This is a genomic window from Variovorax glacialis (assembly GCF_051216375.1).
In the GTDB taxonomy this organism is placed as follows: Bacteria; Pseudomonadota; Gammaproteobacteria; order Burkholderiales; family Burkholderiaceae_C; genus Variovorax.
Genome location: NZ_JBPJZT010000003.1, coordinates 325,544 through 344,317, shown reverse-complemented (window position 1 = coordinate 344,317; position 18,774 = coordinate 325,544). Strand labels below are relative to the sequence as shown.

The 18,774-nt window shown below is 67.7% G+C and carries 23 protein-coding genes; 8 read left to right on the top strand and 15 right to left on the bottom strand.

Annotated elements, in window-relative coordinates:
• Positions 1-10: 10 nt before the first annotated feature.
• From ACSFBL_RS10270 to ACSFBL_RS10260, 3 genes are read right to left on the bottom strand one after another with little or no spacing between them, the layout of a single operon-like run.
• Positions 11-1,651: an alkaline phosphatase family protein gene (locus ACSFBL_RS10270; protein WP_435515662.1), complete on the bottom strand. Its 1,641-nt coding sequence runs from the start codon at positions 1,649-1,651 to the stop codon at positions 11-13.
• Entirely contained in the window at positions 1,648-2,253 is a 606-nt protein-coding gene (locus tag ACSFBL_RS10265; protein WP_435515661.1) for a YceI family protein, read from the bottom strand. The genes ACSFBL_RS10270 and ACSFBL_RS10265 overlap by 4 nt, the downstream gene beginning before the upstream one ends.
• On the bottom strand, positions 2,250-3,029 hold the full coding sequence (locus ACSFBL_RS10260; protein ID WP_435515660.1) for a CDP-alcohol phosphatidyltransferase family protein: 780 nt from the start codon (positions 3,027-3,029) through the stop codon (positions 2,250-2,252). The genes ACSFBL_RS10265 and ACSFBL_RS10260 overlap by 4 nt, the downstream gene beginning before the upstream one ends.
• A gap of 66 nt (positions 3,030-3,095) precedes the next feature.
• On the opposite strand from ACSFBL_RS10260, the gene ACSFBL_RS10255 reads away from it, so the two are divergent.
• From ACSFBL_RS10255 to ACSFBL_RS10240, 4 genes are read left to right on the top strand one after another with little or no spacing between them, the layout of a single operon-like run.
• On the top strand, positions 3,096-4,094 hold the full coding sequence (locus ACSFBL_RS10255; protein WP_435515659.1) for a zinc-dependent alcohol dehydrogenase: 999 nt from the start codon (positions 3,096-3,098) through the stop codon (positions 4,092-4,094).
• Positions 4,095-4,117: 23 nt separating this feature from the next.
• Positions 4,118-4,531: a 6-pyruvoyl trahydropterin synthase family protein gene (locus tag ACSFBL_RS10250; RefSeq protein WP_435515658.1), complete on the top strand. Its 414-nt coding sequence runs from the start codon at positions 4,118-4,120 to the stop codon at positions 4,529-4,531.
• Entirely contained in the window at positions 4,528-5,592 is a 1,065-nt protein-coding gene (locus tag ACSFBL_RS10245) for a glycosyltransferase family 4 protein (RefSeq protein ID WP_435515657.1), read from the top strand. Before ACSFBL_RS10250 ends, ACSFBL_RS10245 begins: the two co-directional genes overlap by 4 nt.
• Positions 5,589-6,461 (top strand): class I SAM-dependent methyltransferase, encoded by an 873-nt coding sequence (locus tag ACSFBL_RS10240; protein ID WP_435515656.1) that lies wholly within the window; start codon positions 5,589-5,591, stop codon positions 6,459-6,461. Before ACSFBL_RS10245 ends, ACSFBL_RS10240 begins: the two co-directional genes overlap by 4 nt.
• Before the next feature lie 2 nt (positions 6,462-6,463).
• On the opposite strand, the gene ACSFBL_RS10235 is transcribed toward ACSFBL_RS10240, so the two are convergent.
• From ACSFBL_RS10235 to ACSFBL_RS10215, 5 genes are all read right to left on the bottom strand, one after another.
• Positions 6,464-7,354, bottom strand: a complete 891-nt coding sequence (locus ACSFBL_RS10235) for a RibD family protein (protein WP_435515655.1) — start codon at positions 7,352-7,354, stop codon at positions 6,464-6,466.
• 28 nt (positions 7,355-7,382) lie between these two features.
• Complete coding sequence (locus ACSFBL_RS10230) at positions 7,383-8,258, bottom strand: hypothetical protein (RefSeq protein ID WP_435515654.1); 876 nt, start codon at positions 8,256-8,258, stop codon at positions 7,383-7,385.
• A gap of 29 nt (positions 8,259-8,287) precedes the next feature.
• The gene (locus ACSFBL_RS10225) at positions 8,288-8,959 is read right to left on the bottom strand and encodes a glutathione S-transferase family protein (protein WP_435515653.1); all 672 of its coding nucleotides are present in this window, start codon (positions 8,957-8,959) and stop codon (positions 8,288-8,290) included.
• Between the two features lie 127 nt (positions 8,960-9,086).
• Positions 9,087-10,712 (bottom strand): (2,3-dihydroxybenzoyl)adenylate synthase, encoded by a 1,626-nt coding sequence (locus ACSFBL_RS10220; RefSeq protein ID WP_435515652.1) that lies wholly within the window; start codon positions 10,710-10,712, stop codon positions 9,087-9,089.
• Positions 10,713-10,728: 16 nt separating this feature from the next.
• The gene (locus tag ACSFBL_RS10215) at positions 10,729-11,868 is read right to left on the bottom strand and encodes an FAD-dependent monooxygenase (protein ID WP_435515651.1); all 1,140 of its coding nucleotides are present in this window, start codon (positions 11,866-11,868) and stop codon (positions 10,729-10,731) included.
• A gap of 112 nt (positions 11,869-11,980) precedes the next feature.
• Here ACSFBL_RS10215 and ACSFBL_RS10210 point away from each other — a divergent pair, with 112 nt between their 5' ends.
• A complete protein-coding gene (locus tag ACSFBL_RS10210) occupies positions 11,981-13,204 on the top strand; it encodes an NAD(P)/FAD-dependent oxidoreductase (RefSeq protein WP_435515650.1) in 1,224 nt (407 codons plus the stop codon).
• On the opposite strand, the gene ACSFBL_RS10205 is transcribed toward ACSFBL_RS10210, so the two are convergent.
• From ACSFBL_RS10205 to ACSFBL_RS10185, 5 genes are all read right to left on the bottom strand, one after another.
• Complete coding sequence (locus ACSFBL_RS10205) at positions 13,201-13,425, bottom strand: hypothetical protein (RefSeq protein WP_435515649.1); 225 nt, start codon at positions 13,423-13,425, stop codon at positions 13,201-13,203. The genes ACSFBL_RS10210 and ACSFBL_RS10205 overlap by 4 nt on opposite strands.
• Positions 13,426-13,488: 63 nt before the next feature.
• Complete coding sequence (locus tag ACSFBL_RS10200) at positions 13,489-14,928, bottom strand: DHA2 family efflux MFS transporter permease subunit (RefSeq protein ID WP_435515648.1); 1,440 nt, start codon at positions 14,926-14,928, stop codon at positions 13,489-13,491.
• Positions 14,929-14,933: 5 nt separating this feature from the next.
• Positions 14,934-15,116, bottom strand: coding sequence for an SDR family oxidoreductase (locus tag ACSFBL_RS10195; protein ID WP_435515647.1), 183 nt, complete (start codon positions 15,114-15,116; stop codon positions 14,934-14,936).
• Between the two features lie 5 nt (positions 15,117-15,121).
• Complete coding sequence (locus ACSFBL_RS10190) at positions 15,122-15,295, bottom strand: hypothetical protein (protein WP_435515646.1); 174 nt, start codon at positions 15,293-15,295, stop codon at positions 15,122-15,124.
• A gap of 99 nt (positions 15,296-15,394) precedes the next feature.
• Positions 15,395-15,721, bottom strand: a complete 327-nt coding sequence (locus ACSFBL_RS10185; RefSeq protein ID WP_435515645.1) for a thrombospondin type 3 repeat-containing protein — start codon at positions 15,719-15,721, stop codon at positions 15,395-15,397.
• A gap of 160 nt (positions 15,722-15,881) precedes the next feature.
• Here ACSFBL_RS10185 and ACSFBL_RS10180 point away from each other — a divergent pair, with 160 nt between their 5' ends.
• The gene (locus ACSFBL_RS10180) at positions 15,882-16,073 is read left to right on the top strand and encodes a hypothetical protein (RefSeq protein ID WP_435515644.1); all 192 of its coding nucleotides are present in this window, start codon (positions 15,882-15,884) and stop codon (positions 16,071-16,073) included.
• Positions 16,074-16,089: 16 nt separating this feature from the next.
• On the opposite strand, the gene ACSFBL_RS10175 is transcribed toward ACSFBL_RS10180, so the two are convergent.
• A complete protein-coding gene (locus tag ACSFBL_RS10175) occupies positions 16,090-16,614 on the bottom strand; it encodes a DUF2306 domain-containing protein (RefSeq protein ID WP_435515643.1) in 525 nt (174 codons plus the stop codon).
• Between the two features lie 247 nt (positions 16,615-16,861).
• On the opposite strand from ACSFBL_RS10175, the gene ACSFBL_RS10170 reads away from it, so the two are divergent.
• On the top strand, positions 16,862-17,602 hold the full coding sequence (locus ACSFBL_RS10170; RefSeq protein WP_435515642.1) for a LuxR C-terminal-related transcriptional regulator: 741 nt from the start codon (positions 16,862-16,864) through the stop codon (positions 17,600-17,602).
• Here ACSFBL_RS10170 and ACSFBL_RS10165 read toward each other — a convergent pair.
• The gene (locus tag ACSFBL_RS10165; RefSeq protein ID WP_435515641.1) at positions 17,599-17,997 is read right to left on the bottom strand and encodes a methylglyoxal synthase; all 399 of its coding nucleotides are present in this window, start codon (positions 17,995-17,997) and stop codon (positions 17,599-17,601) included. The genes ACSFBL_RS10170 and ACSFBL_RS10165 overlap by 4 nt on opposite strands.
• 218 nt (positions 17,998-18,215) lie before the next feature.
• Between ACSFBL_RS10165 and ACSFBL_RS10160 the strand changes: the two genes are divergently transcribed.
• The gene (locus tag ACSFBL_RS10160; protein ID WP_435515640.1) at positions 18,216-18,773 is read left to right on the top strand and encodes a GAF domain-containing protein; all 558 of its coding nucleotides are present in this window, start codon (positions 18,216-18,218) and stop codon (positions 18,771-18,773) included.
• The last annotated feature ends 1 nt before the right edge of the window (position 18,774 follow it).

Here is an 18,774-nt window from a genome sequence, read left to right as displayed (position 1 = left end):
CTACTCCCTGCTATTCGGCGGCGCCGGCATGGCTCGCGGCCGGTCCGTCGAAGGCGCGGAGGAGCACCGGCGTGAGTTCATCCATCGCCATGCGCGAGGTCTTCTCTGGAATCAATCCGGGCGTGAAACCGGCGGCCTCGAAGCGCGCGAGCAGTCTCGTATCGGCGCTGATGATGTGCACGGGCACGTCCCACGACGCATCACGCCCGCTCACGCTCGCCAACGGCTGGTGGTCGCCGATGACGATCGTCAGCATGCGCGGCGGCGCGCGGCCTGAGAGGTAGTCGCCCAGCCATTCGAAGGTGTAGGCCAGCGAATCGAGATAGGCGGGGACCGGCGCGAGCCACGACAGGGGCTCGGCCACCGCGCGCGCGACCTCGGCCTGTGGGTAGGCCTCGGCGCCGAGCAACCGGTCCCAGTCGGCCACGTAGGGCATCAGCGGCCGGAAAGGCGCATGGCTGGCCAACGTCGGAAAGACGATCAGGCGCGGTGCACGCGTGCCGGGTACGCCCGACAGCTCCTGGGCCTGCAGCAGCGCCACCGACGCCTGGTCCGGGATGCGCCAATGGCCGATCGGCGGTCCGCGATAGCCCATGTTGTTCGCATCGACGTAGCGGTCGAAGCCGTAGAAGCTGCCTTCGGGCCAGGGCTTCTGGAGGCCCGGCATCCAACTCACCGTGCGGTAGCCGTGCGCCTTGAAGTGGTGCACGAGCGTGTTCCGCTCGGTGGCGAGGAGCAGTTCGTAGTCGCCCGGCTTGCGCGTGTCGACACCGCTCAGCAGCGCCGCGTGCGCGAACCATGAGGCGCCGCCGTAGGTCGGCGAGCGCACCCGCGCCGACACGACCTGGCGCCCGCCGGCGCGAAGGGCTTCCGCCAGGCGAGCACGGTGCGGGGCCAGCGCCGCGGCCTGCGCTGGGTCGTCGAGCGTCGTGACGCCGTAGGACTCCGCAAAGATCACCAGCACGTCGGCGCCGCCAAGTCCGCCGAGGTCGCCCTCGAAGGCCGGGCTGGCCGGCAGGCGCGCGGCGACATTGCCGGGCCACAACTGGCCCGCGAGCAGGTCTGCCTGGCGGGCGATGATCGGCATCACCGGCATCGAGAAGAACCAGCGCGTGTCGCGGCCGCCGATGCCGTGCGCCGCAAAAGTCGCGAGCAGAAGCGTGCCGATGACGCCGATCGCAGGGCGTGGCCGATGCCAGGCCAGTTCGCGCGCGATCGATGCCCAGCATCGACGGGCAATGCCGTACACCAGCCACACGACAGCCGCGATGGCGACGGCACCCAGTGCCATCTGCCAAATCGCCACGTTGCCCATGCGGAGCACGTCGAACACGTGCCGGCCGTCCCAGTACAGGTTGATCTGCCGCCCGAACACGGCGGATGCCGTCACCTCCACGTAGCGCGTGACGACCCACACGGTCGTGAGCGCCGCCAGCGTGCGCTGCACCCGGACGCCCGCCGTGCCGCGCACAGCCAGCCAGGCCATGACCGCGAACGTCGCCATGCACAACTCGAAGGACAGGCGCAGTGCGGGACGCGCCCACAGCGTCGGCCAGACGTTCTCCAGCGTGAACATGGCGTTGAGCACCATGAACGGCAGCCCGAATCGCAGCAGCCACCGCGTCCATCCGGGCCATGGCACTGGGGTCATTTGCGCTGCGCTTCGAATTCGATGATGAGCGGAATCTCGTCGCCGACCCACTCGTTGCTCACGCCGTAGTTCATGCCGTAGCTGCTGCGCTTGAAGCTGCCGCGCGCCGACACGCCCATCGTGTAGACCTTGTCGATGGGCGACGGGCCGCTCTTGTTCCACGTGGCCGTGAGCGTGAGCGGTAGCGGCCGGCCCAGCAGTTCGAGCTGCCCGGGGATCTCGAAAGTACGCTCCCCGGTGCGCTTCGCGCTGGTCGCGGTGAACACCATGCGGGGGAATTCGACGCTGTTGAGGAAGTCGGCGCTCTTCAGGTGCCGATCGCGGTTGGCGTAGTTGCTGAACACGCTTTGCGTATCGACTTCGATCCGCACGTTGTTCAGCGTGGCCGTGGTTTCGTCGAAGCTGAAGCTGCCACGCGCCGCGCGAAACATGCCCAGCACCTTGGCGTAGCCGAGATGGTCGACCATGAAGGCGACGGTGATGTGATTCGGGTCGAGTTCGTAGTTCGCCGGTTCGCCCCGTGCCGGCAGGGCGAGGAGCGAGATCAGCGGGATCACCGAGATCAGCGCGATGCCCTGGCTCCGCATCGATTGAGCATTCATGGCGCGACCTCCGAACGAGCGTGGCGATGGCGGGACAGCCAGACAATGTCCGTCGCGAAGGATGCCGTGAGCGCAGCGAGACTGCCAGCCGCAATGGCCTCGCTCCATCCGACCGGCACGATCGGGACCAGGCACACGATCAGGCTCGTGATCTGCGCAACACAGATCGCCTTGCGCCGCTGGCTCGGCGGCAACGGGCGAGCCAGCCAGGGCCATGCACTGGACGACAGGACGAAGACATAGCGCATGAGTCCGGCGGCCAGGATCCACGCGCCGGCCTTGTCGAAGTGAAGCACCAGCAGGCACAGGACCAGCACCATGAGGGCATCGGTCTCCATGTCGAAGCGCGCGCCGAATTCGCTGGCGAATCCACGGGCCCGCGCCAGGGGGCCATCCAGCGCATCGAGCAATGCGGCGGCCGTGGCGATGGCGACGACCGCCCACGCGATCGCCGCATCGGGGGAAGCTTCGCCGATGCCGGCGGCGAGCAGGGCGATGAGCGCCAGCCGCACCAGCGTCACGCGATTGGCCAGGCCGAACCGTCGATTCGGCGAATGGCCGGGAAGCCCCGTCTGGGCGATCGCGAACGCGGCCACGAACACGCAGACCGCCTTCACCTGGAACCACGGCCCCAGACCCGCCAGCACCCCCGCGCCGCGCGCGAGCAGCATCAGCAGCACGAGACAGCCCAGCGCCTCGCGCCACGCATCGCGCCGCAGCGCTGCCGCATGCGCCAGGGGAAATCCACGACGGTCGTTGGAGGACTGCGAAGTCATCGTCTTAAGATCGGCTTCCATCGGCTTGAACAGGATCGCTCGCGGGCAGCGGGCGCTGAAGGCAGCATGCCAGCATATCCGTCTCGCGCAGTCTCAGGTGATCAAAGGGCTTGCTGGGTCGAGGCACCCGGCCGGGCGGCGATCCGCAGCGCCGAGCTGCGGCCGCCGGGCCCCGGCGAGGTGCTGGTGCGCGCGCTGCACAGCGGCATCAGCCGCGGCACCGAGATGCTGGTGTTCCGCGGCGAGGTGCCGCCCACCGAGTTCCGGCGCATGCGAGCGCCGTTCCAGGAGGGCGACTTTCCGGGGCCGGTGAAGTACGGCTATGCCAGCGTGGGGGTCGTGGAACTGGGGCCTGATGCGCTGGTGGGACGCACCGTCTTCTGCCTTCATCCGCACCAGACCCGCTACGTCGTCCCGGCCGATGCCGTCCATCCGTTGCCCGACGGATTGCCTCCGGCGCGTGCCGTGCTCGCCGCGAACATGGAAACCGCCGTCAATGCCCTGTGGGATGCCGCCCCGCGCATCGGCGATCGCATCGCGGTGGTGGGCGGCGGCGTGGTGGGCCTGCTCGTTGCATGGCTTGCGGGTCGCCTGCCGGGTTGCGAGGTCGAACTGGTCGATGTGCGGCCATCGCGTCGCGAGACGGCGCAGGCCCTGGGCGTGGGCTTCGCGACGCCGCAGGATGCGAAGCCGGAAGCGGACCGCGTGCTGCATGCGAGCGGCAACGCCCAGGGGCTGGTCACCGCGCTGGGCCTCGCGGCGTTCGAGGCCACGGTGATCGAGATGAGCTGGTATGGCCGGCGCGAAGTGGCGCTCCCCTTGGGCGAGGCCTTCCACGCGCGACGGCTCACGCTGCGGAGTTCGCAGGTCGGCCATGTCGCCGCTGCCCAGCGCGCGCGCTGGAGCCATCGGCGTCGGCTCGCGCTGGCCCTGTCGCTGTTGCGCGATCCGGTACTCGATCTGCTCGTCACCGACAGCGCGCCTTTCGACGACTTGCCCGAAGTGCTGGCCCGTCTCTCTTCGGGCTCCCCGGACACCCTGTGCCAGCGCATCGATTACCCCTGACTCCCTCCATCGGAAAGACCACCATGTACAGCGTCAATGTCCGCGACCACTTCATGATCGCCCACAGCTTCCGCGGCGAAGTCTTCGGCCCCGCCCAGCGATTGCACGGCGCGACCTACGTGGTCGACCTCGAACTGCGCCGCGCCGAACTGGATGCCGACGGCGTGGTCGTCGACATCGCGCTCGCAACCGAGGTGTTGCGAAGCGTGCTCGGCGAACTCAACCTTCGCAACCTCGACGACGATCCGGCGTTCAACGGAAAGAACACGACCACCGAGTTCATGGCGCGGGTGATCTTCGACCGGGTCGCCGCGCGCATGGCGAAGGGCGAACTTGGCGCGCATGCGGGTGGCCTGTCGTCGATGCGCGTGCGGCTCAACGAATCGCATGTGGCCTGGGCCGCCTACGAGGGCGCCCTGCCGGCGAGCGCGGGTTGACCGCCCGTTGCAGCTTCCTCGTGCCGGGCGACCTGAACACCCGGACAGGCGGCTACACCTACGACCGGCACATCATCGACGGGCTGCGTGCGTTGCAGTGGCAGATTGACGTGCAGTCTCCCGGCGAAGGCTGGCCGATGCCGGCCGCCTCGTCGGAGGCGTTGGCGCGCGGCATCGTCGAGGCGCTGCCTGACGACGAACTCACCGTGGTGGACGGCCTTGCATTCGGTGCGATGCCGGCGTTGGCCGAGGCCCATGCCCGGCGTCTTCGTTGGGTCGCGCTGGTTCATCATCCGTTGTCGATGGAAACGGGGCTGTCGCCCGAGGTGCAGCACAGCCTCTTCGAAAGCGAGCGGCGGGCATTGGCTACAGCACGAGGCGTGATCGTGACCAGCCCGTCCACCGCCCGCGCGCTCGCGGCGTTCGACGTGCCGGCGAGCCGCATCGTGGTGATCGAGCCGGGGACGGAGCCGGCGCCGCTTTCGGCCGGATCCGGTACGGACGGCCTGGCACTTCTTTGCGTAGCGACTGTGACGCCGCGCAAGGGCCACAGCCTGCTGATCGAAGCCCTTGCCGGATTGGACGACCGGCGCTGGACACTGCATTGCGCGGGCAGTCTCGCGATGGATCCTGCCTGCGCGGCCGCACTCGTCGAGGCCATCGAACGCCACGGTCTGCGTGACCGGGTCGTGCTCCACGGCGAAAAGGACGAGACCGGCCTGAGGGCGCTCTATGCCTGTGCCGATGCGTTCGTGCTGCCGTCCTTTCACGAGGGCTACGGCATGGCGCTGGCCGAGGCATTGGCGCACGGGCTGCCGGTCATCAGCACCAGTGCGGGCGCCATTCCCGACACGGTGCCTGCGGATGCCGGCTTGCTGGTTCCGCCGGGAGACCCCATCGCATTGCGCGCCGCCTTGCAGCGGCTGATGGATGACGCCGGCTGGCGCGCGCAGTTGTCCGAAGGCGCGCGCAGGGCCAGGCAGTTGCTGCCCACGTGGGCGGACAGTGCGGCACGCTTCGCATCCGCACTGCGCGACTGGCAGGACGAAGCGCGCCCATGACCGGTTTCAGCGCCGATTGGCTCTCGCTGCGCGAGCCCTTCGATCGGGAGGCACGCGGCATGGCGGCTGCATCGCTCGCGTTGGATGCGCTCGCTTCACGCCTGCGTGGCGATGATCCGACGCTCACCGTGCTCGACCTGGCTTGTGGAACGGGCGCGAACTTGCGTGAACTTGCGCCGCGCCTGAAGGGTCCGCAGCGATGGACCCTGGTAGATCACGATCTTCGGCTCTTGCAGGAAATCCCCGAAGCGATCGCAGCGTGGGCGAAGGCTGAGGGGTTCATCGCGGAGACCGGCGACGGATCCATCCGGATCGAAGGTCCCGACTGGAAGGCACGCGTGCAGACCGCATGCGTCGACCTTGCGTCGAACCTCGACGCCGTGCCTTTCGCCGGAACAAGACTGGTCACTGCTTCGGCGCTGCTCGACCTGGTGTCAGACCGGTGGGTCAAGGCATTGGTCGAGCAGGTTCGCTCGGCGGACGCTGCAATGCTCTTTGCATTGAGTGTGGACGGACGCGTCACGTGGGATCCACAGATGGACGGTGATGAGGAAGTGGACCGACTTTTCGCTTCGCACCAACGTCGCGACAAAGGCTTCGGTCCTGCACTCGGCGTCGAAGCTGTGGACTTCGCCGCACGTCATCTTGAAGGGTGCGGGTACGACACTGTCCGAGCCACCAGCGACTGGCGCATCGAAGGCGCAAGCGCCCATGCGATGCTGACCGCCATGGTGCAGGGCATGGCTACCGCATCGCTCGAACAGGATCTGACGGCCCGCAGCCGGGTGACCGACTGGATGCAGCGACGCCTCGATGTCATCGACCGGACCCGATTGCGCATCGGGCACCAGGAGATCCTCGCGACCTAGTCTCACGCCGTGGCGGCTTGCATCGTCCGCAGGTCGAGGTCCCAAAGCACATCCGCGCCCATGCGGAACACCCGTCCCGAAGGCCGCATGCAATCGCGCATCGCGAGACTCCTCGGCAGCTGCAGGCCGGGTCGTCCGGCGCCGATGATCACGGGCGCCACGCTGAGGTGGAGCCGGTCCAGGCACCCCTGGGCGATGAAGCGCGACACCGTGACGCCGCCGCCCTCGACGAACAACACGTGCAGGCCGCGTGCCTCCAGTGCCGTCGTCAGCGCCTGCAGATGGAGCACGCCATCGGCGCCCGTCAGGTCCGGCACGCCCAACACCTGATCGGCGCCCACGCGCTCCACCGCTTCGTTCGCACGCGAGGCATCGCACACAAGCAGGGTCGCGGCATGGCCGTCCGAGAAGACGCGCAAGGTCGGCGGAAGACGAAGGTCCGGGTCGAGAAGCACGCGCACGGGATGCGCGCCGGTCACATGGCGCGTCGTGAGCTGCGGGTTGTCGATGGCCGCGGTGCCGGCGCCCACGATGACCGCATCGCACAGGGCGCGCAGGCGATGCAGGTGCACGAGCACCTCCGGGCCGTTGACGTAGTTGGAGTCGCCGCCGTGCGTGGCGACGCAGCCGTCGAGGCTCTGGCCGAGCTGGCCGATCAGCCAGGGGGTGCCTTGACGCGGGCGGTCGAGCAGGGGCTTGAGAAGGTCGAACAACTCGACCGCCTCGTCATTCCAGACGCCGCGCAATGCGAAGCCCTGCGACGCATCCCATGCCAGGGGCGAGCGGGCGTTCCATTGCTGCGGTGCAGCGAGTCCGCGGCGTTGCGCGACGATGTCCAGGCACAAGGGCCAGAGGGCGTCGACGCCGGGGACGGAAGAATGGTTGGGCATCATGGAAGTCGATCCGTGTGTCTTGCCACTTCTACCATCGCGGCGTGTAGTAGGGGTCGTCGTTGCCACCGGCGGGCATCTTGGCATCGTCTCTCAGCGCCAGCGCGACGGCGCCCGTCACCCAGACCGCCGCCACCGACGCGGCGACCAATGCGCCGATCCACTTGCGTGTCGACGGAACGGGCGGAACGCGCCGGCGCCATCGGCCTGCCCAGTGCACGATCGGTCCGGACAGGAAGGCGCAAGCCAGCAGCAGGAGCACCAGCGGCTGCACCGGCGACAGCAACGCGATGCCTTGCGCCAGCGCGAGCCAGGCGATCACCGAGACCACGGCGCCGCAGGAGCCGAAGGCGATACGGGCCGTGGGCCAGAGCCAGAGCGCACAGCCGGCCACAGCGGCCGCGATGGACAGGCTCAGTTCGAACAGCAGTGCCGATCCGCTGATCAGCGCAACGGCCGCCAGGCCCAGCCCGGCGACGACAAGACTGGCCGACGCATGCGCGCTCTCCGCGGGTTGGCCCAGCACGGCGGCGATCACCGCGGCGCCGACCAGCCACGTCACGGCCTGCACCGAGAGTGACTGGTCGCTCAGCCCACCGAGCACGAGCGTCCAGAGCACACAGGCCGCGAGCCAGGTGGTGCGCCGGCCGGCCCGCATGGCTTCCAGGCCGACCCCTAGCAGCGCTCCGGCCGCATAGATCCAGGGCAGTTCCTCGGTCAGTGTGCGGGGCCACATGTCCCATCCGAGGACCCACACGGACCCGGCGACGATCGCGATCCCCACGCCGGCGGAAGCCCAGCGTCGCCCGTGATCCGGTCCCAGTGCGCCCCGCAGCACGCCCGTGGCCACGAAGGAAAGGACCAGCGGCAGCGCAAGGCTCTGGAAGAGCGGGTGGTGGAAATCCATCCTCGCGGTTATGCAGCCGCGCGGGCATTTCAGTCAATGGCGGCACTGCGCGGCGACAGGCCTTGTGCCAGCGCCGCGTCATGCTGCGCGGCCATGGCGCGCCTGAAGCCATCGCGCTGCTGCATGCTCTCCCAGTACGCTGCGACTGCGGGCGGAAAGCGCGAGACCAGGTCGATCTCTCCAGCGAGCATCAGCGCGTAGCTCACCGAGATGTCCGCGGCGGTGAAGCGGTCGGCACAGAGGAATTCGTGCTTCGCCAGCACCGCCTCGATGCCGCGCAGGCGCGAGATGAACCACTTGCCGTAGTCCTCGGCGGCCTGCGGCAGCTTGCGTTCGTCCGGCTCGAAACGGCCGTAGCGCAGCACGATGGTCTGCGGAAAAGTGAGCGTGGCCTCGCCGTGATGCAGCCAGTTCAGCCACGCGCCGAAGGCGGGTTCGTCGGGGCGAACGCCGAGGCCGCTTGCGTTGTCGGGGTCGCAGCGCTGCGCGAGGTACTGGCACATCGCGGCGGACTCGGTCATGCGCGTCTCGCCGTCGATGAGATAGGGCACGGTTCCCAGCGGGTTGATTTCCAGATAGGAGCGCTGCAGCGCGCGCGGCGGGAAAGGCAGCATGCGCAACTCGTACGGCGCCCGCAATTCCTCGAGCATCCAGAGCGGACGAAACGAGCGGGCACTGACGCAGTGATAAAGCGTGATCATGGCTCGCCCCCAGGCTGCGCGCACTTCGTGTCGCTTCGCCCACCCCCTGCCGGGGGCAACACCAACGGCCCGGCAAAGCCGGATCCGTGGTGTTTCATGCAGAGGTCGTCTGCGTTCATGCGGTGTGTCATACGAGGCGTTCTCTGAGTTCGCGCTTGAGGATCTTGCCGACCGGGCTGACGGGAAACTCCTCCATGATCTCCAAGCGCTCGGGCAGCTTGAACGATGCGATCTTCTGCTGGCGCAGGTAGGCGATGAGTTCGTCGAAGGCGAGCGTGGTGCCGGGCTGCAGGATCACGCAGGCGCAGGCCTTCTCGCCGAAGACCGGGTCGGGCAAGCCGACCAGCGCGACGACCTTCACCTGAGGCAGCCCGAAGATGAGGTTCTCGATCTCGTCGCAGCTGATCTTCTCGCCGCCGCGGTTGATGAGGTCCTTGCGGCGGCCTTCGGTGAAGACGTGGCGGCCGCGCTTGCGCACGATGTCGCCCATCCTGTAGAAGCCGTCGGCCGTGAAGGCTTCCGCGTTCTTCCCGGGTGCGTTGTAGTAGCCGCGGATGGTGTACGGGCCGCGTGTGACGAGTTCGCCCGTTTCGCCGTCGGGCACTTCGCGATCGTCGTCGTCCAGCACCTTGATCTCGTCGAACTCGCTGACGGGCGCACCGGAGCTTTCGAGCAGCAGGTCGTCCGGGTCGTCGAGGCGCGTCATGTTGATCAGGCCTTCGGCCGTGCCGTAGATCTCCTGCGGCGTGCAGTCGAACTGCTCGCGCAGGCGCATGCGCAGCTCAGGCGCGAGTCGCGCGCCGCCGTTCTGTACCACCTTGAGCGACGAGAGGTCGTAGCGCTTCGGCACGTCGCTGTTGAGCCAGTTCGAAATGAGCGGCACCACGCTCGCGATGGCCGACACGCGCTCGCGCTCGACGGATGCGAAGGTGGACTCGATGTCCGTGCCCGCTGCAATCACCACGGTGCCGCCCGCATGGAAGGTGCCGAGCAGGCCCGGCGAGGCGAGGTTGTAGTTGTGGCCGAGCGGCAGGATGGCCATGAAGACTGTGTCCCGGTCGAACCCTGCCGCCTGCGCGCAGAGGCGGGCGTTGAGCACATAGTCGTTGTGTGTGCGCGGGATCAGCTTCGACACCGAAGTCGTACCGCCGGAGAGCAGCATGGTCGAGACGTCGTCCGGCGAAGGTCGTACCGCGGCGAGACGGGCCAGCACGGTGTCGTCATCGAACTTTCCGCCATCGATCAACGGATCGAGTGACCGCTGCCCGGGTGCCGGCTCGCCCGCGACGATCACATGGCGCAGGAAGGGAAACTCCGCAACCATCTCGGCCGCCATCGGCCGGTAGTCGAAGTTGCCCACCACGTCGGGCACGAAATAGGCGGTGGCGCCCGAGGCGCGAATGAAGTGGTGCACTTCGGCGTTGCGATGCGCACGCAGCGCCATCACCGGGATCGCGCCCATCCAGTTGAGCGCGAGGTAGGCGATGACGAACACCGGCATGTTCGGCAACTGCACCACCACGCGGTCGCACGGCTTCAGGCCCAGGTCGAGCAGGGCGACTGCGAGTCGCCTCGAACTGCGCACCAGTTCCGCGTAGCTGATGCGCCGGTCGTTGAAGACGATCGCGGTCTTGTCCGGTGTGCCGCGCATCGTGCGCTCGACCATCTGGGCCACGGTGATGTCTTCCCACAGGCCGAGCTTGCGGAATCTCTCGGCGTCTTCCGGGGGCCAGGGAACGCAACCTTCGAGCATGGTGGATTCCTCCGGTTCAGAACGCGAGTTCGGGATGCAGCTTCTCGTAGGCGGCCGCGAGTTCGGGGTCGCGCTTGCGCACGTCGGCGTGGTCGACGCGGCCGCTGCGGGTGACGTAGTCGTACGCGAAAGAGATCGGATCGAGCGGCAGCTTGGGCCCGAGGTTCTCGTACCACTCGGTGCTCCTGATCGCGGCCTTCTGCAGCGAATCGGAGCCCGGCTGGCGGATGCGGACGAACTCCTCGAGCATCTTCGGCACGTCCGCGCCGCAGGTCTTGAAGGCGTCGAAGAGCGCGATCGAGTCCTGCATCGCGAGCCGCGTGCCCGATCCGACGGACGGGTGCCCCGTGCGCAGCGCATCGCCGATCAGCACGATGTTGCGGTAGTGCCAGTGGCGGTTCTTCACGATGGTGTAGCGGAACCAGTTCGACTTGTTGGACAGCAGCTTGTGCCCCTGGAGGTCGTCGGCGAAGACCTTCTCGCACCACGCGAGGCTCTGCGCTTCGCTCATCCGGTCCAGGCCCGACTTGCGGAAGGTCTCGGGATCGACCTCCACCAGGAAGGTGCTGTGCGTGCGGCTGTAGCGGTAGGTGTGCGCGATCGCCAGCCCATCGGGGGTCTGGCGAAAGATCAGCGACAGCGGGTTGAAGAGCTGCGTGGTGCCGTACCAGGCCAGCAGGTTCGGCCGCTCGTCGAGCGTCGGGCCGAAGTGTTCCTGGTAGCGCGTGCGGATCGCGCTGTTGGCGCCGTCGGCGGCGACGATCAGGTCGGCATCGGCGAAGGCCGTGACATCGTCGAAGCGCTGCTCGAACGCGATGACCACGCCGACCTTGCGGCAGTGCGCGTGCAAGGCCTTCAGCAGGTCGATGCGCGCCATGCGGTGGAAGGTGTTGTGGGCCAGCGTGACATGCACGCCCTGGTGGACGACTGCCATCTCGTCGAACACCTCCTGGTTGTGCGTCATGGCTTCGTAGAGCTCCGGCGCCAGGTCGCGCACGAAGGCGAGCGCCACGTCGGAGAAGACCACGCCCCAGCCGTAGGTGGCGCTTTCGGGGTCGCGCTCGTGGACGCGGATGTCGTGCGACGGGTCGTCGCGCTTCATCAGGTAGGCGTAGAAAAGGCCGGCGGGGCCGCCGCCGATGATGCGAATCTTCATGGGCTTGTCTCGATGTTGTCCTGGGCGTCGAAGTCCGCCGTTGCCGAGGCTACAGTGTCGGGCTCGATCCCCGCATTGTGGGGATCACCGACGGCAACGGAACACTTTCATCATGAACTCGAACATCGTCATCATCGGCGGCGGCCATGCGGCCGCGCAATTGTGCGCAGGCCTCGTGGAAGCGGGCCAGGGCGCCCGCGTGCACCTGGTCTGCGAGGAAGCCGCGATTCCCTATCACCGTCCGCCGCTTTCCAAGACCTTCCTGAAGAGCGCGGGGGAGGTGCCGCAGGCGCATCGTGCTGAGACGTGGTACGGCGAAGCCGGCATCACCATGCACATGGGCGATCCGGCGGTCTCCATCGATCGCGCGGCGCATACCGTCACGCTGCGCTCAGGCAAAGTGATCGACTGGGAGCGGCTCGTGCTGGCCACCGGCACGCGTGCGCGCCGGCTGGCTGCCCTGGCCGGGCTCGACAACGTGGCGCTGCTGCGTGCCGTCGACGAGGCGGCGCGTCTTCGCGCCCAGATCGGGGCGGCGAAGCACGTCACCGTGCTGGGTGGCGGTTTCATCGGGCTCGAAGTCGCAGCCACGGCACTCGGGCTCGGCAAACAGGTCGTGGTGCTGGAAAGCGCGCCTCGGCTGCTGAGCCGTGCGGTGTCGCCGGAGCTGTCCGCGCACGTGCTGGCGACTCACCGTGCGGCTGGCATGGATGTGCGTGTCGGCGTGCAGAGCGGCGCGATGCAGATCGATGGCAAGCGGCTGGCATCGATCGAGGTCGATGGGCAGCCGCTACCCATCGACCTGCTGCTGCTCGGCATCGGCGCGGTGCCCGAGACGGCCCTGGCGGAGGCGGCCGGCCTGGAATGCGTCGACGGCATCGTGGTCGACGCCTTCATGCAGACCAGCGACGAGGCTGTGCTGGCCGTCGGCGACTGCACGCGTTTTCCGGACCGCCGTGCCGGGCAGCCACTGAGGCTCGAATCGGTGCAGAACGCGAACGATCAGGCACGCACGGCGGTGGCGACGCTCACCGGCGCGCCGCGGCCGCACGACGCGGTGCCGTGGTTCTGGTCCGATCAGGGCACGCTTCGTCTTCAGATGGCAGGGCTCGTGCCGGCCGAAGGCACGCCGGGCGCGGTCACGGTCCGGCGCCCCGGTGCCAACGCCGCGTCCTTCTCGCTGCTTCACTATGTCGACGGACAACTACGCTGCGTCGAATCCGTGAATGCACCGGTCGACCACATGATGAGCCGCAAGTTGCTGGAAGCGGGTCGCAGCCCGGAGCCCGCGGTCGCGGCCGATCCGGCCGTGCCGCTGAAGACGCACCTCGCCTAGCCGGACACGCTGTCCCGCTGGGACGCGGGCGCCATGTTCTTGCGGATTTCGGCGTCCATCATCCGCGTACCGGCCGCGAGCGCGGCCTCGTAGGTGTCTGCGCCGTACTCGGCCGCTCTCACGACCTTCCGAGGCACGCCGCTGGCGTCGGTTTCGAGCAGCGTCCAGAGAAAAGACCCGGGCGCCGGCTCGTCGATGACGAGTTTGATCGGATTTTTCATGCGTTGATGGTGGGCGCCTGCGAGCGGAATTTATGTAGGCCAACACCTACGTTTCCGCCGGAATCAATTGGCTTCGGCCGCGCCGATCGCCGTGTCGTTTCGCAGGGCTTCGCCACCCGGCTTCGTGCGAAGGAGCGCGGCCGCGAGCAGCGCGGCCATCCCCGCGAAAACGGCGCCGGCCAGGAAGGCGATGTGGTAGCCGCCGTTCAGCGCGACCATCGGCGGTGAACCCAGCGCGAGCAGCCTGTCGGTCCTGGCCGCCGCAAGGCTGGCGAGCACGGCCAGCCCGAGCGCGCCGCCCATCATGAAGGCCGTATTCACCACGCCGGACGCGAGGCCGGATTCGGTAGGCGCCACATCGCTCATCGCCACGAGGAGCAGGGGGTTCAGCGCCATCCCCGCGCCGATGCCGAGCAGCGTCATGCCGGGCAGCACGTCGACCAGGAAACTGCCGTCGATGGGCGCGCGCACGAACAAGGCCAGCCCTGCCGCGGCGAGCAGCAACCCGAGCGAGAGCGGCGCCCGGTTGCCGAAGCGCATCACCAGCTTCGCCGATAGGCCGAGCGAGAAGGCCGCCATGATCAGATTGGCCGGCAGGAAGGCCAGCCCGACCTGCATTGGGCTGCGGCCCAGCACCAGTTGCAGGTACAGGGCGGAGATGAAGAACCACGCGAACATCGCGGCGGCCCACAGTACGCCGATCACGTTGGCCGTCGCGACATTGCGCAGCCTGAACAGCCGCAGCGGCATCAGCGGGTGTTTCACCCGTGCCTCGATCGCCAGAAAGGCGGCGAAGAGCAGCACCGACGTGCCCAGCAGAAGCGTCGTCTGGCGCGAGGTCCAGCCGGCCTCGTTGCCGTTGACGATGGCGTAGACGGCCAGCATCAGGGCGGTGGTGACCGTCAATGCGCCGCCGATGTCGAGGCGCTCGCCGGCCGCGTGGCCGTCGGCGTCCGGCAGCAGCGCCAGGCACAGGGCATAGACCGCGATCCCGATCGGCAGGTTGACCAGGAAGATCCAGTGCCAGCTCAGCGCGTCGGTCAGCAGGCCGCCCAGCAGCACGCCGATGCTGCCGCCGCCCGCGCAGACGAATCCGTAGATGCCCATCGCTTTTGCGCGCTCGGCAGGTTCGGTGAAGAGATTCATGATCAGCGACAACGCGACCGCGGAGACCACCGCACCGCCGAGCCCCTGCACGGCACGGGCCGTCACCAGCAGCGCCTGCGAGTTCGAGAGGCCGCAGCCGAGCGAGGCGAGGGTGAAGAGCGTGATGCCGAGCAGGAACAGGCGCCGGTGGCCGAACAGGTCGCCCAGCCGCCCGCCCAGAAGCAGGAAGCCGCCGAAGGTCAGCATGTAGGCGTTGACCACCCAGACAAGCGAGGTTTCGGGGAAGCCCAGATCTTCGCGGATCGAGGGCAGTGCGACGTTCACGATCGTGGTGTCGAGCACGATCATCAGCACGCCGAGGCAAAGGACCATGAGTGCGAGCCAGCGGTGCGTCATCGTCGTCAGTCCACCAGGAAGCCGCAACTCAGGTTAGCGACAGTGCCGGTGATCGCGCCGGCGTGGCGGGATGCGAGGAACACGGCCGTGTTGGCGACTTCGTCCAGTGTGGGCAGGCGCTTCAGAATCGTCCCGGCCGCTGCACCGGCTAGCATCTGGTCAATGGTGATGCCTGCGCGGTCTGCCATGGGTTTTAAGACTTGATGTCGGAGGCGACGGCGTCCAGCCTGGATCGGGTTCGGCCTGCGAGGAAGACCCTCTCGCCCTCTCGCCCTCTCGCGCCCTCGCGCGCGAAGGCACGGGCCACGGCGCCGCCGATCGCGCCGCCTGCGCCGTAGACCACGGCGCATCTGTCAGCGAGCAGCATGGATCTCTCCTGGCTTGTGTACAGCATCCACAAACCTTAGCAGAGAGAATGGACGGTGTCCACATAGCCCCTGGACACCATCAGCTGCGGCGCTGACGTTCAGTAGCGGTAGGGATTGTCCGGGCGCGAGTCGTAGCGGTTGGGCACGCCGTCACCGTCGCGATCGCGGTCGTAGCGATTGGGGATGCCGTCATGGTCGCGGTCTCCGTAGCCGCGATGGTGACGACCGTCGTAGCCGGGGCCGCGCTGCACGTAGCCCGGTTGCACATAGGCATAGCCAGGCGTCACGATGTACCCCCGCGATGGCGGCGGCGGTGCCGGCACGACGTACGCGCGGTCCGGATAGGGCTGCGCCGAGGCTGGCGCGCTGAGCGTCGCGATGGACAGCAGGGCAATGGTGCCGAGGGCGAGTGCAATCTTCTTCATGGCGGGACTCCTGATGGAAGGAATCTCCATGCTGGCCCTGCCATGTGAACCCCCGGTAATGGCGAAGCGAAATCTTGTGTAGTGTTGCGTCGCTTGCGTGTGTCGAAAACACGCGCAAGAGCTTGTGAGTAGCGGTGTAAGTGTAGTTAAAATGTATTACATGAACACCGACAGAGATAACTTTCACGACTGGGCACGAGACAAGCCGGACTCCACTTCCTTCTCTGGCCTCCAACGGAGCGATTTGTCCGGCATGTCGAACCAGCCCTCGGTGCGCTGGGGCCGCCTGGGTTTTCTGGTGGTCCTCGCGATCGTGCTGATTGTCGGCGTCAAGCACTTCGTCGGCCGGTGATCCCGGCAACGACGGTTCAGCCCATCATCCTCAGTCCGTCGAGCGCGCCGCGCTGGCGGCTGGCGCGCAAGCGGATCACCTGCACGGTAGCGCCGATCAGGAACAGCACGAACAGGACGCCGATGGCCGCCTGCAGGCCGGGCGATGCGTCACGATCGGCCACCAGCGGGGCGCCCAGCGGCAGGCGCGTGGATGTTTCGGTCGCGCCCGGAATCATGTGGAAGAAGAAGGTCAGCGAATAGCAGACAACGGCCACATAGGCCGACAGCTTGCCGAAGGCTTGCGAGCGTTCCGCCAGCATCGCGATGCCCAGGACCACCAGCGTCACGATGCCGAGGACGTGCGGCGGGCCGAACCCACCGTGCTGGAAGATGCCGAAACCGGTCAGGCAGGTGAGCACGGTGGCGATGACGTAGATCCGGCCGGCGCGCGTGGCCAACGTGATCTCCTTGTAGCGGACGAGCGCGATGAATCCGGCCACCACGGCCACGAGGCTGATGAGGGTGTGGACGATGCCGAGAGGGGTCAAGCCGTAGTACATGCGTGCTCCTTGCGATGGGAGATCGGGAAAGCAAATCGAAGGCCAGGGCGCGTGCGGCGCCCTCGCGAGTCGTTGCGTGGAGCCCTGAGTGTTCAAGGGTGCAATCGCCGATGACACTGCCTGTGGGGTCCTCCCCGGCTACCTCCAAAGGCTTGCCCGCGCATCACAAGGATTCACACCGCTTAATTTGCCGCCCGAAGGCTGCGCACCGATCATTTCCTCCCAACCAGCCTTGTGAGGAGTCAGCATGCCTGCCAACGACACCGTCCGCGTTCTCGTGATTCATGAGGATCCCATCATGGCCGCAGGCCTGGCCGCGGTCCTCGGCAACCGCCCCGGCCTGACCGTGACCGTCGGGCGTACCTGCGTCGACGGCGAGGTGCATTCCGCGGACCCGACGGGCGATGAACGCGACATGCCCGATGTGGTGGTGGCGGACTATCGCAGCGGCCTCGAATTCCTTGTCGACGCCAAGGCGGCCAGGAGCGCCCGGCGCCATCGCGGCCCCAAGGTGATGGTGGTGACGCCGATCGATCGCGAGTGGGAGATCCGCTCGGCCATCAACGCCGGCATCCACGGCTATCTCCTGCAGGGCTGCCAGATCGACGAACTCATCGATGGCGTGACCGCGCTGAGCCAGGGCCAGCGCTACCTAGCCCACTCCGTGTCCCGACGGATCGCCGACAGCCTGACCCGCGAGCGGCTCACCACGCGCGAGACGGAAGTGCTCAACCTGCTGACCACCGGCTCCTGCAACAAGGCGATCGCGAAGGAACTCGGCATCGCGGTCGGCACCGTCAAGGTGCACGTCAAGGGGATTCTCGAAAAGCTCGACGCGACGACCCGGACGCACGCCGTGATCGTGGCGGCGCAGCGCGGGCTGGTCAGCCAGGGCCTGCGGGAGGCGCCGGTGCAGGTGCGCACCCCAAGCGGTCGCGCGACGGTCACGCCGCTGTTCCAGGAACAGGGGCGTGTCCAGTACGCCTAGCGTCCGTCCGCCAGTTGCCGCAGCACGAGCCGCGCGCTCGCCACGTTCGTCGCGCAAGGCACGTCGTGAACGTCGCAGGCGCGCACCAGGGCGTTGATGTCCGGTTCGTGCGGCTGCGCCGTCATGGGGTCTCGCAGGAAGATGACCACGTCGACCCCGCCCGTGGCGAGCCGTGCGCCGATCTGCAGGTCGCCGCCCTGAGGCCCGCTCAGCAGGCGCTCGACCGTGAGGCCGACTTCGGCCGCGAGCCTTGCGCCGGTGGTGCCGGTCGCGCAGAGCTCGCACTGACGCAGCAGCGGCTCGAATTCGCGTGCCAGGGCGAGCATCGCAGTCTTCTTGCCGTCGTGGGCGATCAGCGCAACGCGGCGTCGCGGGGGCGTGGGGATCTCGGCCATGGGGTTCCTCCTGGTGGTCGCTGCCAGCGTAACAGCCCCCGATTGTCCTGCTGCCTGTTTCGCAGGCAACGCAGCGGGAACCCGCATGGGGCCAGCCCCCGTGCATGGGCCTCCACGCGCTACACACAACGTTATCCACAGAAGCGCGGCACAAGTCCGCGACGCGACCGGATGGACTCTCACTCTGGCGTACGATCGCCGCCGAAGGGAAATCAGTCTTGAAGAGCAATCAAACGCAGGGCGACCACGACGACCTGGAGGAATGGGCATCCCGGATCGCCGCGATCACCGCGGAGACCGGCGTCGGTGCGGACGGCAGCTTCACCGAGCGGTGCATCGGGAGCCTTTTGCGCGTGGTTCGCGAACAGCTCAATCTGGAGGTCGTCTTCGTCGGCGAGTTCGTCGACCAGAACCGGGTGTTCCGCCAGATTTCCGCCAAGGCGTTGAAGGCGATCGTCGAATCAGGGGATTTTCATCCGATCGCGGAGACCATCTGCCAGCGGATCGTCGACGGGCGCATGCCCTGCCTGGTGCCCGACGTGAAGAGCGTGCGGGTTGCCAACGGCCTGCCCGAGTACTACGACGGGCTGGGTGCGCACATCGGGGTGCCGGTGCGGTTTTCGGACGGCAGCCTCTACGGCGTCCTCTGCGGATTCAGCTTCGAACCCCGCGCCGAACTCGACGAGCGCGACGTGAAGCGCATGGAAATGGCGGCGCAGGCGACTGCCCGGTTGCTGGCGCAGGCCGACGGTCGCGACGTCACGCGCCCGGCCTGAG